Raw genomic sequence first — 13,175 nt, 5'->3', positions numbered from 1 at the left:
AGGAATGCAGAAAGTAAGCTTCTTTAAATCAATTCATGTCAAGCTAGTACTAATTTACATTTTGCTCATCTTACTTGCATTGCAAATAATAGGAATCTATTTTTCGCAAGAATTAGAGCAAAATTTAAAAAGAAACTTCCGAGACTCCATTTTTCAACGTGTCGATTTGATGGAATATAGCATTCGTGAAGAAATGTTAAAGGAACGCGATGAAAGTAGTATGCCATCTCTTGAAGATAGCCTGAAAACGATAGTTATGGAGTTTTCAACAGGATTGAGGGAAGTTTCTAATGGCGATATTTTAGAGATCCGTGTCATTGACAATAGACAACGTATTCGCGCCACATCTGAGGTGGACAATCAAAGTTTGATTGGACAGCGTTCGAATAATGATCTCGTACGGCGTGCAATCTCTGCAGAAACTTTATTTGAAAACATTAAACTTGATAATAAAACAAGAAATCGAGTGTGGGTATTAGCTTCACCAATTCGAGAGGGTGCAGGTCCTGATGATGAAATCATAGGGGTACTCTACATTGAAGCTAATATTGAATCTGTTTTTGAACAAGTGAATAACATTAACGGTATTTTCCTTGGGGGTACGGCTGTGTCCTTGGTGATTACTATCTTTTTAGGAATTTTAGTGGCACGAACAATTACACAGCCAATTTCAGATATGCGTAAGCAGGCACAGGCTATGGCTAAGGGTAACTATTCTCGAAAAGTGCGGGTTTATGGTACAGATGAGATAGGACAGCTTGCAATCACCTTCAATCATTTAACGAATCGCTTGCAGGAGGCGCAATCTACTACAGAGGCAGAGCGGCGAAAGCTCGATTCGGTTCTTAGTAATATGACGGATGGTGTTATTGCTACAGATCGAAAAGGGCGTATCATTCTTATTAATGATCCTGCACTAGAACTGCTGCATATTTCAAGAGATATTACATTAGGTCGTCCAATTGCATCTGTTTTAGGTATTGACCAAGAGTATAGTTTTGAGGATTTAATTCATATGAATGATGCGGTGAATCTAAATTTCAGTACAGCAGACGCGCCGTATATTTTACGTGCAAATTTCTCGGTTATTCAAAAAGAAACAGGCTTTATTAATGGGCTTATTACCGTACTGCATGATATTACGGAGCAAGAAAAAATAGAGATGGATCGTAGAGAATTTGTATCGAATGTGTCACACGAATTACGGACACCATTAACGACGATGCGTAGTTATTTAGAGGCGTTAGCTGATGGTGCATGGAAAGATGAAAATATTGCTCCAACATTTTTGAATGTCACACAAACGGAGACAGAGCGTATGATCCGTTTAGTTAATGACTTATTGCAGTTATCGCGAATGGATAGTTCAGATTATGAGTTGAATAAAGACATTGTTCTATTCAATTCATTCTTTAACCGTATTATCGATCGTTTTGAAATGTCTAAGTCAGACAAAGTGAGATTTGAACGTTTATTACCAGAGGCATCTTATTATGTAGAGATTGATACAGATAAGGTGACACAGGTTATCGATAATATCATTTCCAATGCTATTAAGTATTCACCAGATGGAGGTAATATTCGCTTTGGCTTTACAGTGCAAGGAGATATGCTGAAGGTTATGATTTCTGATGATGGTATGGGAATTCCTAAGGAAAATGTGGGACGTATTTTTGACCGTTTCTATCGAGTAGATCGAGCTCGAGCTCGTTCTATGGGAGGAACTGGTCTAGGGCTAGCTATTGCCAGAGAAATGATTGAAGCTCATGACGGTAAAATATGGGCTGAAAGTGAGGAAGGACATGGAACAACAGTGTTCTTCACATTACCACTTAATTTAGATGACTTTGACGAGGCAGGTGAGTGGGAATGAAATATATAGAACCAGTTAAATCAGTTGTATTATTTCTACTCGTTGTGCTAAGTGTAGCTTTAACTTTTATGATTTGGACATACACGCCAGATTATAAATATATTGAAAAGACCGAGGGCAAAGAAATCCTGATTGGACCACAAAAAAAAGTGGCAGATGTCATTCGTCCATATAAAGCTATTTATCGTTTTGATAAGGAATTTACCGGAACGGTTTCTAATGGCGTCATGGAAGATATTATGAAAACATTTGAAGGATGGAATGTTCTAGATTTAATGGCTGTAAACAATAATCTTACGGCCGGCTCTGTAAACGAGATGATTCGTACTAATAATTGTATGACTGTCTTTTTTACTGGTGAGATTCCTTACTCTGCCTTTAATACAATTTTTCAATTTGCTGATAAGGAGCTACCTGAAACAACCTTTAATCGTATGATTATAGATTGGAGTACTTATAGTAACAAAGAGTTACAGGTGTTTTTCATTAGTGGCAATAATGAATCATTGATGCGTTCGCATGTAAGTTTAGAAAATGCTAATCAGTTTGTACGAAATATTATTGAGCCAGCGAAAACATATGGCACTTTTACAGAGGTGGAGCGAGAGGGCTTTACCTCACTATATATTGCAAATGATAAAGTTGAATCAGCAAAGTATACGTATTTTATTGAAGAGAAACCTGAATTATTTAAAGATGTATTATTTACAAATCTAAAAAATGTCCGGCGCACTGATGAAAGTGCAACTACTGAAAGATATCAAGATGGAATGTCAAAGATGGTGCTTGATTCAAAATTGAAATCATTGACCTATGCAAATCCAGCTGCAGAAAGTAGTTTAAGAATAGAACCTTCCAAGCTCTTGAAAGATAGTTTTGAATTTATCAATGAACACGGAGGCTTTACAGATGATTATCGCTTAGTATCAACAAGTACAAGCAATAACCAATTAGATTATCAGTTATATATACATGGATTACCGATTTATAGTGATCAGGCTATAAATAGAATTTCAACCGTTTGGGGAGATAATCGTATTTTCGTCTACAAACGTCCATACTTTTCTTTTGAGAAAGAGATTTCACCCGAAAGAGAGATGAAAGAACTCCCGTCAGGAACGGAAGTCGTTGAAAAAATTAAAAAGCTAAATAACATTGCTTTATCAGATATAGATGATATTGTTGTGGGGTTCTATTTGACTTATGATCAAAGTACAATTGTGACATTAGAGCCGTGCTGGTTTGTCATTCGTAATGGTGTATCCACGAGACTGACGCCTGAAGTAGTAGGGGGTGTCAAAAATGGATTGGAATAGAACAAAATCTATTTTTATATTCGTTTTTTTAATCTTAAATATCTTCTTATATTGGTTGTATTTAGAGCGTTATAATGAAGCACAGAGCGTAGAAATACTAGGTGAAAAAACAATAGAAGCCCGTTTGAAAGATGATAATATTACGTATGGACCACTGCCTAATGGTAACGAGTTTGCTTCTTATCTTACAGGCGAAGTGCATGTTTTTAAAAATACTGCTCCTGATAATAATCAGAGAGTGAGTTTCATGGATGACAAACATACACAAATAAGTGCTATTTTTATCAACCCTGTGAAATTACGAAATATTAATGATGATGCCAGTTTTATCGATTTTGTCCACACAAACGTTAAAGATGGAGATTCTTATGCATTATGGGAGGTAGACCGTGAGGAACGGGTCGCAGTCTTCTTCCAGAAGAAAAATAATCGAATGTTCTATTACAATGATAGTGCCGTATTAAAAGTACACTGGAATATGGATGACGAAGTGGTAGAGTATGAGCAGACAATGATCGACAATTTCCAAGAGATGGATCAACAGGAAACTGTTATTCCACCACTTCAAATTTTCCAAACACTTTATAATAAAACGCTATTAAAGCCAGACTCAAGTATTTCGCAAGTAAAGTTAGGTTACTCGACATTTAGTAAATTAGATAAAACGCAAGTGTTGATACCAACATGGGAAGTACAAGTGAAATTATCGGACGGAGAAAAAGAAGAGTACTTCGTTGATGCTATTGATGGAAAAATTATCGAAATTCAAGGAGATAAGCAACAAGGTGAAGAGGAAGACTGGGGAGTTGAATGATGCGATTTAGTGTTTTAGCAAGTGGCAGTACAGGAAATTCGATTTATGTAGAAAATGAAGATCATGCATTTATTGTCGATGCTGGTCTAAGTGGCAAAAAGATGGAGCAACTATTTACAAAAATCGACCGTAATATGAAACAACTAAGTGGCATTTTCGTTACACATGAGCATAGTGATCATATTAAAGGAATAGGTGTATTGGCACGAAAATATAATGTACCTATTTATGCAAACAACAAAACATGGCAAGCAATGGACGGGCTAGTTGGTGATATACCTTTAGAGCAACGTTTTGAATTTGAAATGGATACTGTAAAGCATTTTGGTTCATTAGCTGTTGAATCTTTTGCTGTATCACATGATGCAGCAGATCCAATGTTCTATAGTTTTCATGAAAACGGGCGTAAGCTTGTTGTTATTACGGATACAGGTTATGTTAGCGACCGTATGAAGGGTATCATTCGAGGTGCTGATTCCTTTGTATTTGAAAGTAACCACGATGTAAATATGCTGCAAATGGGGCGCTATCCATGGTCTATCAAACGTCGTATTTTAAGTGATGTAGGGCACGTTTCAAATGAGGATGCAGCTATAGCAATGAGTGAAGTAGTATTTGAAAAACCGACAAATATTTATTTATCACATTTAAGTAAAGATAATAATATGAAAGAGCTTGCGCGCATGAGTGTCACACAAACTTTGCAATCCTGCGGCATTATTGCCGGAGAGTATTTAAACTTATTTGATACAGATGCAGAAGAGCCGACAAAATTAGTTACTGTGTAACTTTTTTCAGCAAATGTTTTATATAACGTAAGTGAAACGGCAGTTAGAAATGTTTTATGTAACGTTAGCTACATTTGCTTTTGGCTTAATGTGAGTTAATCATATCGAATTATACAATAAAAAAATGAAGCTTTAATGAGGCTGTTCAATCACATTTTATAGAAAATGCATTGAACAGCCATTTTTATGTCCATTTTATTTATTTTTCATCTGATTTTAATGTTTGAATCGTAATATTAAGGTAACAACTAACAAATACTAATAAGAGGAAGGACGAGGAGAATGAGCTATTTTCAAGATGATGATAAAAACAATGATTTTCTAAAAAATGATGATATACAGAAATCACCTCTTCAGGAGCGACTCGAACAAGAGGAGCGAGAAACGCAAGAGAAGCGTCATAAAAAGAAAGGCGGTGGCGGAGGTAAGGGTGGTTATTTATTTACTGGTCTTATCGGTGTCATCATAGGCGCTTTACTCGTTTGGCTCATGATGCCTGGTCTTGTCAATCAAATGCCAGGTACAACGACAAGCAGCACAGGTAAAAATGAAACAACCATTAATCAAGTTGCAACAGAAGTGACTACTGATGTTACGAAAGCAGTAGATAAGGCTTCAGATGCTGTTGTAGGAATCACAAATATTCAAGAAGTATCAAGTGGCGGATTCTGGAGTCCGCAACCTGCAATAGATCAGCCTGCAGGAAGCGGTTCAGGTGTTATTTACAAAGTTCAAGGTGATAGAGCTTTTATCGTGACAAATAACCATGTTATTGAAGGTGCAAAACAGTTAGAAGTAACAATGCCAGATGGAACGAAAGAAAGAGCACAATTAGTTGGTTACGATGTTTGGACAGACTTAGCGGTTATTTCAATCAGCTCTAAAGATGTTAAGACAGTAGCGACATTTGGTAACTCAGATGTATTAAAGCAAGGTGAGACAGTAATTGCGATTGGTAACCCACTTGGCTTAGAATTCTATGGCTCTGTTACTACAGGTGTTGTTTCTGGTAAGGATCGTTCTGTACCAGTTGACATGAACAATGATGGTTCAGTAGATTGGCAGCAAGAAGTATTACAAACAGACGCAGCTATCAATCCTGGTAATAGTGGTGGTGCACTTGTTAACCTTGCTGGTGAATTAGTCGGCATTAACTCCATGAAAATTTCGGAATCCTCTGTTGAAGGTTTAGGCTTCTCCATTCCGATTAATTCAGCAATGCCAATTATCGAGGAGTTAGAGAAAAATGGTGAAATGAAACGTCCAACAATGGGTGTTTCTTTAGTAGACTTAACGGATGTTCCGTCATACATCCAACAACAAACATTAAAATTGCCAAATGATTTAACAACAGGTGTTGTAATTAAAGATGTTGTGCCGAACTCTCCAGCTTCAAAAGCAGGCGTTCAACAATACGATGTAATTGTTGAAATGGATGGCAAAAAAATTGAAACAGGAATCGATTTACGCAAACATTTATATAATGACAAAAAAATTGGTGATACATTAACGATGAAAGTATACCGCCAAGGTAAATTAGTGGATCTATCATTAACATTAACAAATGGCGATTCATTGTAAATTAAAAATCAGTGGGGATTATATAATCTCCACTGATTTTTTGTTGAATTATTAAGAATGATTTAGAAAATATTGTGGATAACTAGAAAATTGTGAATAATAACATTAACATAGCGAGTGGCGGTATGAAGCCTATTCTTCCATACTTGCCTGTCCTTTGTTACAATAGATTGTGGATAACATAGACCGAATTGTGAATAAGTTTGTGGAAATTTCGGAAAATAAGAAGAGGTGTAAAAATGGAAAAATACAGCTGTGAAAACCATATAGAACACGCTTTAGACATGTTTGTGGCAGAGCAAAAAGAGTTCCCGATTATGGATAAAATCGAAGAGGATAAAAAGTTATCCACAAAATGTAGCTACTGTGAACAACCAGCAGAATATCTTGTATCAAGTAAATAACTTTACACAAGATATAGGAATGGCTTGTGGATATGTTGATAACTTTTGTGGATAATTTGTTTGTAAATGAAATGTAAAGGTGGATAACGTGTGAATATAACGATTGTATCAGTCGGAAAACTAAAAGAAAAGTACTTAAAAATGGGCATAGATGAATACGTAAAACGTCTCGGTGGCTACGCAAAAATGGATATAATCGAAGTACCAGATGAAAAAGCACCCGAACAGCTAAGCGAAGCAGAAATGGAAATCGTCAAGAAAAAGGAGGGTGAACGTATTCTATCTAAAATCGGCCCAGATACATACGTTATCGCCTTAGCCATTAACGGCAAAATGAAAACCTCAGAACAAATGGCGGCAGATCTTGAATCTCTAATGACCTACGGCAAAAGTAAAATTGCGTTCGTCATCGGTGGTTCCCTTGGATTACATGATGATGTGTTGAAACGAGCTGATGAGCAACAATCCTTCGGAAAGATGACATTACCACATCAGCTAATGAAACTTGTTTTGGTGGAGCAAGTTTATAGGAGTTTTAGAATTATGAAGGGTGAACCGTATCATAAGTAAGTGAGGTTATCTACTTTACTGACGATTAATTGTTACTAAAGATGATATAGCTGTGAGATGACAGCCTAGCTAAGAGATTAGTTGGGCTGTTTTTATTTTCTTGTGCTACGTATATATAGATTTTGGAAAATGTTTCATCGTTTGCTAATATATAAGATGGCAGAAAGTTCTTCAATGAGAGAATGGTGTAACTTCGGATTCAGTTTTTGGACTGATTGGTGACTCAATTCAAGAATAAAAAAACGCACTTAGTTAGAACAGTTACGGAGAACAGTATCATAAGTAAGTGAAAGTTACCTCAGTTTGAGAGTTAAACATTTTATTTTTGAAATGTAAGGGGGGCTAACATAGAGTAACGCTGTGTGTTGGCCTCCTTTTTGTGTATTTATTCTTTTGATTTGGGTGGTAGTTACTGTTTTTTAAGTAAAACTAGTACCCTTTTTCAAAAAAATGTATAATATGCTGATGTATATGTAAGGGGGAATAAAAAATGGATTTTTGTGTTCACTGTGGTTATCAAAATGCAGAAGAAACTAATTTCTGTGAGAACTGTGGTAAACCTATTAATTCGGTAAGGGAAACAAAATCTGAATCGAATAATTCTGTAGGACCTCAGTATTCTAAACAAAATGGAAAGAAGAAGCCTATGTCGAGGAAGAGTAAGTTTACAATCATAGGTATTGCAGTAATAATCGGATTAGTTGTAATCGCAAATATTGCTATTACAAAAATGTTAGATCCGATGAAGCAGATTGAAGCGATGGATTCCGCATTGAAACAAGAAGATTATCAAGCGTTTTTAGAAGAATTCCAAATTCCTAAAGATTTGATTTATGATGCTGAAAGTTTTTCTTTGTATGTAAAGGAAAATGGGTGGAGCGCAATTCGTGATAATTTAATAGAGGAAGTAAATTCTTTAGAAAATGGTGAATTTGCAGATCCCATTAGTGATAGTCATGGTACAGATTTGATAACGGTTCTACAAAAGGATGTCTTGTTTGGGCTCTTTAAAAAGGTAGAATTCAAATTGGTGCCAATAGAAGTCTACACTGAAGCGCCATTAAAGGATATAGAAATTATGATTAATAATCATAAAGTTAAAACGGATAACGAAGGCACACAATTATTGGGGCAGTATTTGCCTGGTGTTTATGCCTGGAGTTATACGTATGATGGCCAGTGGGCTAACTTGGAGAATAGCGGCGAACTGACAATCCGAGGAAATGGATCTAATAAGCTAAAAATTGATATTGATTGGGATATGACATCTTTAGAATTAGATTCTGACATAGAAGATGCAATCGTTTATGTAAATGGGAAATCCACTAAATTGACTGTTTCAGAAATAGGGGAAATGTACCCTCTTTCAGCTAACGATATTATAAAGATTTATGCTGTTGCCAAAAACTCAAAAGGTCAAGATGTTCAATCAAATATTATTACTTCAGATGCCCGATATGCTTACTTTGAATTTCCAGAAGATACAAATCAACCTACCTTTGAAGAAGAACAAGAAAAAGTTACAAATGGAAGTCAAAAAGATGAGTACATACAGAAGCTAGATTCGATTGATGCTGGTTTAGCAGATCTGGAGCATTTGTATACTAATAAAGATAATACAGAAATTTTAAAAGCAGAAAAAGAAACATATAATAGATGGGATAATATCTTAAACGAAATCTATGCTTTGTTAAAACAGCAACTTTCTAGTGGTGACATGCAGAGTTTAAAAGAAGTACAAATAGAGTGGATTAAAGACAAAGAGAGTTCTGCCAAAAATGCGGCTTCAAAGTATGCTGAAGATGAAATGAAAGAAATTACAAAGTATAAAATTGAAGCTCAATATACGAAAGAAAGATGTTATGAGCTAGTAAAAAATTATATGAAATAAACAAGTGAAAAAGAGAGTTTTAAAATCTATTACACAAGATATCTACATAAAAAAAACTAAAAAATTCTCTAAATAATTGAGTGTGCTCTTTAAAAAGAAAACCCCAAGAATGCTGTGAAATCAACATTCTTGGGGTTTTTTATTTCGGTGTGTATCTACTCTAAAAAGAATGTCCTAGCCAATCCCTTTGCGTTTATACACTGTTGTAAGAGCTATCGGAATTAGCTCTATCTGTTCGGATTTTTACCAGATGGAAACTCGCTCTTCCGGAGCTATATACATGCCATCTCCAGGCTTAATTCCATAGGTATCATAGAATTGTTGGAAGTTCACAATCGTGCGATTTACCCGGATTTTATTGGCTGAATGTACATCATTTTTGCTCAGCATTGCTGCAAATTCTTTTGTAGTTGTGAATTTCCATACTTCTGCATTGCTTTCGAAATACGCTTTATAATCCGGACTACTCATTTGGGATACAACTTGCAATGAAGCTGCCATTCCACCTAAATCAGCGACATTTTCGCTTAGTGTAAGCTGACCGTCGCTCAATACACCGGGAATAATCTCAATTCCATTATAGAACTCAATCAGTTTCTGGTTTTTCTCTTTGAATTTCTTAAAGTCCTCTTCTGTCCACCAGTTATTTGCATTTCCGTTTTCGTCGTATGCAGATCCGTTGTTATCAAATGCATGGCTGATCTCATGGCCAATGACCATGCCAATGGCACCATAGTTTGCTTCAGGTTTAGCGTTAATATCATAGAAAGGCGCTTGGAGAATACCAGCAGGGAATGTAATTTCATTATTAAAAGGATTGTAGAAGGCGTTTACAGTATATACGCTCGTGCCCCATTTTGTTCTGTCCACTGGTTTTCCTAGCTTGGCTTTCATGTCATCAATGTATGCTTTGTTTACTGTGACAGTATTAGAGAGCAGTGAACCGCCTTCGTCATATGTCTTGATAGCTACTTTATCTAACGTCGTATCCCATTTATCTGGGTAACCGATCTTAACAATCATCGTCTCCAGCTTTTTAATTGCTTTAGCTTTTGTTGTCTCTGACATCCAATCAAGAGATTTAATTCTTTCCTCATAAGTAGCAATTAACTTCTCTACCATTTGCTCAACATCTTTTTTAGCTTCTGGTGAAAAGTGTTTCTCGGCAAACATTTGCTCCAAATATCCGCCCATTGTGCCAGTTGTCTTGGCTACAGCGATTTCTTTAGCTGTTTTCTCACCTGTAACGCCGAATAACGTTGCGTCAAACTCAATAGCAGCATCTCTGAATTCATCTGACAACGAACCGCTTGTTGCTATAATCAATTGCACTTTGGCGTAAGCTTTAAGTACGTTAAGATTAGTCTCAGTCAAGAAATCCGTGCCTTTTTGCGCCAGCTTCACATCGGTTACGATCACTTTATCAGCACTGTCGATTTTCATCGATTTCAAGACTTGTTTCATATCTACTGTTTTGAACATGTCATCGAATTGTTCGATTGTATACGGATTATAGTATTTATTGACGTCGCTTTGTTCATGAGGCTCAAGTGATACGGAAGCTAAGCTTTTCTCCATATCATATATTTTTTCGGCGAGTGCATTTGCAGCAGACTTTTCCTCGCCAGATGCCACAAGAAGTTTAGTCATATATTGAACATAGGCTTTTTTCGCTTTCGCGTCTTCTGTTACAAAGCTGTTCTTATCCAGAACAGAAGTTAATCCAGAGTAATACAATGCATTTTCACTGCTGTTCTTTGCATCGTTCATGATTGAAAAGCTAAATAATGAGGTTAGACCCAATTCTTTCTCCAGGATAAGATCTGCTTGAACGAGTTCATCAAGCGTTTTTGCCCCGTCAATTGCCTTTACATATTTTTGGATGGGCTCCATCCCTTGTTTATTTCTACTTTTTGAATCCAACGCTGTCGAATAGAAATCGGCAATTTTTTGTTCTTTTGTTCCTTCTGCGAACTGTTTGCCAGCGAGTTCATCTATTATTTTTTCTATTTTATCGTTATTTTGCTTGTGCAGCTCGGAAAATACGCCGTCCATGATTTCTCCTGCTGGAATTGCCGATTTATTTAACCATTCTTTATTGATTGCTTCATAAAAATCGTCATTTAAATGGGAGCCTTTAAGCGACCAAATTCTAGAAATTATATTTTGAAGCTCATCGATCGTAATAGTGTCAGTTGCGCCTAATGTGCCGTCAGGGTTGCCCGCCAGTACGCCTGCTTTTGCCAGTTTATCGATATCTTTCTTAGCCCAAGCCGGTACATCGGAGAACTCGACGCCGAATGTTCCACTGCGCAAATCATTTCCGACAGGCTTTGGCAATTTGCCGAATGCTCTGCTCAACATGACTAAAGCTTCAACCTTCTTAGCTGGCTCATTCTCTCTTAAATCGCCGTTTTTAGAGCCTTGCATAATGGCTTCTTTATTAATTCCTTGTTGATAAGCGTCTGCTGCCATCAACAAGGCTTTTACAATCTCTCCTCTTGTCGCTGATGGCGACTTTTCATCGGCATACACCGATACGCTAACGGATAGGACCATTATTATGGTCATGAGTAAGGATAAAACCTTCTTTTTCATCTTCGTGCTCCTCTAAATTGTAGTTGTATAAATAAAGATAAATGGGGATAATTTAGAATTTTCTCCATTTGTATTCCATTGTAGTTTATTTATTTCAGTTTGAAAATATGTAAGGAGTTTTTTTAAATTTCAAGAGAGCATAATTTATTCAATTTTGGCTGATAGAGCTTTTAAAATTTAAAAAGGATTTAATTTCGTTATTGCTTTTATTATATTCTGGAGTAACTTGTGTCATACAACTTGTGCGGGAAGTTTAGTTTTCAAAAAGGCGTGAAGGTTGATTACTTTAGGAAAGTAGACGAAGCACCTACTTATGATACGGTGAACTGTATCATAAGTAAGATTATTAAAAAGACCACCTATAACGTTGATATAACAATGTTTTAGGCGGTTTTATTAACTCTAAATTAAATTTATGATAAGCTAGAAAAAGGGAATTAAGGATAAATGAGCATGGGAAAACTCTGGATGTTTGTTGCTCTAGCAGTAATTTATATAATTCGCATTGTTCTTGGTTTCTTATCGGGTGTATATCTTTTGGATGGTACAACAGCTTTAGATACAGAGAAAATCGACAACAACATGTTTAATGAACTATATGAACATGAAGAACGTCACCGTTCATTCTTTGTAAATATAAAAGTTAATGAACCGCGCTTAGACAATTTACAAAAACGTATTATAAGTAAGTGTGGTTTTTATCGGAGGGTTAACAATGAAAAAAGCAGAAGTGATGGACAAGTATTTGGACTCTTATGGTAAAAGAATTAGTAGTTCTGAGATTTGTCATGTTGTAGATTTAGTTTTCAAGATTAATTTAGATGAGACACCTATTTTATCAAAAGAGAAGGAAGAGGTAGATGAGATTTCTTCATTAACAGGGAGAGAGGTAATAGATTCCTATCTAAATCAATTTGACAGGGACATAACAGGGGCAGAAATTCGAAAAATAATAAATGAAATTTTTGGTGTTAATTTAGAAGCGATATCTTCATTAGAAGGAGCAAGAATTTCTTTATATTCAAAAGGTCAGTGGATTGTTCAACATGAAAAAGACTTATTTGTAGTATATACTGGAGCAAGTGATGTTGACGTAAAGGTCTTTCCTACAAATTATTTCACTGAACAAACTGGGTTAGTAACATTACCTTCTGATTTACAACATGCTCTAACGAGTATAGGGTATCACTTCGATGAAAAAATCGATAGTTACTATTTCTCAAATCCAACAGGTGAGGCTGTTCCAGATGCATTTAAAGGAAAAACAATAGGCGCTATACTTGGTGTCATCCAACATTCATTCTCAAATTTATAAACAAACGAATACATAAATAAGTAAG

The 13,175-nt window shown here is 36.0% G+C and carries 11 protein-coding genes; 10 read left to right on the top strand and 1 reads right to left on the bottom strand.

Translation table 11 applies throughout. The features are described 5' to 3' along the window. Positions 1–4: 4 nt before the first annotated feature. The 8 genes from walK to ACVYAD_RS12550 all read left to right on the top strand — a co-directional run bounded on the left by walK (position 5) and on the right by ACVYAD_RS12550 (position 9,237). Complete coding sequence (gene walK / locus ACVYAD_RS12585; protein WP_349660178.1) at positions 5–1,873, top strand: cell wall metabolism sensor histidine kinase WalK; 1,869 nt, start codon at positions 5–7, stop codon at positions 1,871–1,873. Further along, complete coding sequence (locus tag ACVYAD_RS12580) at positions 1,870–3,189, top strand: YycH family regulatory protein (protein WP_476426649.1); 1,320 nt, start codon at positions 1,870–1,872, stop codon at positions 3,187–3,189. Before walK ends, ACVYAD_RS12580 begins: the two co-directional genes overlap by 4 nt. Next, entirely contained in the window at positions 3,176–4,003 is an 828-nt protein-coding gene (locus ACVYAD_RS12575) for a two-component system regulatory protein YycI (RefSeq protein ID WP_349660180.1), read from the top strand. The genes ACVYAD_RS12580 and ACVYAD_RS12575 overlap by 14 nt, the downstream gene beginning before the upstream one ends. After that, on the top strand, positions 4,003–4,791 hold the full coding sequence (locus tag ACVYAD_RS12570) for an MBL fold metallo-hydrolase (protein ID WP_349660280.1): 789 nt from the start codon (positions 4,003–4,005) through the stop codon (positions 4,789–4,791). Before ACVYAD_RS12575 ends, ACVYAD_RS12570 begins: the two co-directional genes overlap by 1 nt. A gap of 282 nt (positions 4,792–5,073) precedes the next feature. Continuing rightward, a complete protein-coding gene (locus tag ACVYAD_RS12565; RefSeq protein WP_476426648.1) occupies positions 5,074–6,372 on the top strand; it encodes a S1C family serine protease in 1,299 nt (432 codons plus the stop codon). A gap of 239 nt (positions 6,373–6,611) precedes the next feature. Then, positions 6,612–6,776 (top strand): CxxH/CxxC protein, encoded by a 165-nt coding sequence (locus tag ACVYAD_RS12560; RefSeq protein WP_082337409.1) that lies wholly within the window; start codon positions 6,612–6,614, stop codon positions 6,774–6,776. 90 nt (positions 6,777–6,866) lie between these two features. After that, complete coding sequence (gene rlmH / locus ACVYAD_RS12555; RefSeq protein ID WP_079563384.1) at positions 6,867–7,346, top strand: 23S rRNA (pseudouridine(1915)-N(3))-methyltransferase RlmH; 480 nt, start codon at positions 6,867–6,869, stop codon at positions 7,344–7,346. Between the two features lie 490 nt (positions 7,347–7,836). Further along, positions 7,837–9,237: a TcaA 3rd/4th domain-containing protein gene (locus tag ACVYAD_RS12550; RefSeq protein ID WP_476426647.1), complete on the top strand. Its 1,401-nt coding sequence runs from the start codon at positions 7,837–7,839 to the stop codon at positions 9,235–9,237. Between the two features lie 243 nt (positions 9,238–9,480). Here ACVYAD_RS12550 and ACVYAD_RS12545 read toward each other — a convergent pair whose 3' ends face one another. Further along, the gene (locus tag ACVYAD_RS12545) at positions 9,481–11,835 is read right to left on the bottom strand and encodes a M13-type metalloendopeptidase (protein ID WP_476426646.1); all 2,355 of its coding nucleotides are present in this window, start codon (positions 11,833–11,835) and stop codon (positions 9,481–9,483) included. A gap of 453 nt (positions 11,836–12,288) precedes the next feature. Between ACVYAD_RS12545 and ACVYAD_RS12540 the strand changes: the two genes are divergently transcribed. Next, the gene (locus tag ACVYAD_RS12540) at positions 12,289–12,597 is read left to right on the top strand and encodes a hypothetical protein (RefSeq protein ID WP_476426645.1); all 309 of its coding nucleotides are present in this window, start codon (positions 12,289–12,291) and stop codon (positions 12,595–12,597) included. Continuing rightward, complete coding sequence (locus ACVYAD_RS12535) at positions 12,551–13,150, top strand: hypothetical protein (protein ID WP_476426644.1); 600 nt, start codon at positions 12,551–12,553, stop codon at positions 13,148–13,150. Before ACVYAD_RS12540 ends, ACVYAD_RS12535 begins: the two co-directional genes overlap by 47 nt. Positions 13,151–13,175: the final 25 nt, after the last annotated feature.

The sequence above is a fragment of the Lysinibacillus sp. G1-3 genome, from assembly GCF_056322905.1.
This window is presented reverse-complemented; position numbering and strand designations above follow the sequence as displayed.

Excerpts from the sequence above, each read along its gene's own strand:
- walK (WP_349660178.1), top strand. The coding sequence starts at position 5 with ATGCAGAAAGTAAGCTTCTTTAAATCAATTCATGTCAAGCTAGTACTA.
- ACVYAD_RS12580 (WP_476426649.1), top strand. The coding sequence starts at position 1,870 with ATGAAATATATAGAACCAGTTAAATCAGTTGTATTATTTCTACTCGTT.
- ACVYAD_RS12575 (WP_349660180.1), top strand. The coding sequence starts at position 3,176 with ATGGATTGGAATAGAACAAAATCTATTTTTATATTCGTTTTTTTAATC.
- ACVYAD_RS12570 (WP_349660280.1), top strand. The coding sequence starts at position 4,003 with ATGCGATTTAGTGTTTTAGCAAGTGGCAGTACAGGAAATTCGATTTAT.
- ACVYAD_RS12565 (WP_476426648.1), top strand. The coding sequence starts at position 5,074 with ATGAGCTATTTTCAAGATGATGATAAAAACAATGATTTTCTAAAAAAT.
- ACVYAD_RS12560 (WP_082337409.1), top strand. The coding sequence starts at position 6,612 with ATGGAAAAATACAGCTGTGAAAACCATATAGAACACGCTTTAGACATG.
- ACVYAD_RS12550 (WP_476426647.1), top strand. The coding sequence starts at position 7,837 with ATGGATTTTTGTGTTCACTGTGGTTATCAAAATGCAGAAGAAACTAAT.
- ACVYAD_RS12545 (WP_476426646.1), bottom strand. The coding sequence starts at position 11,835 with ATGAAAAAGAAGGTTTTATCCTTACTCATGACCATAATAATGGTCCTA.
- ACVYAD_RS12540 (WP_476426645.1), top strand. The coding sequence starts at position 12,289 with ATGGGAAAACTCTGGATGTTTGTTGCTCTAGCAGTAATTTATATAATT.
- ACVYAD_RS12535 (WP_476426644.1), top strand. The coding sequence starts at position 12,551 with ATGAAAAAAGCAGAAGTGATGGACAAGTATTTGGACTCTTATGGTAAA.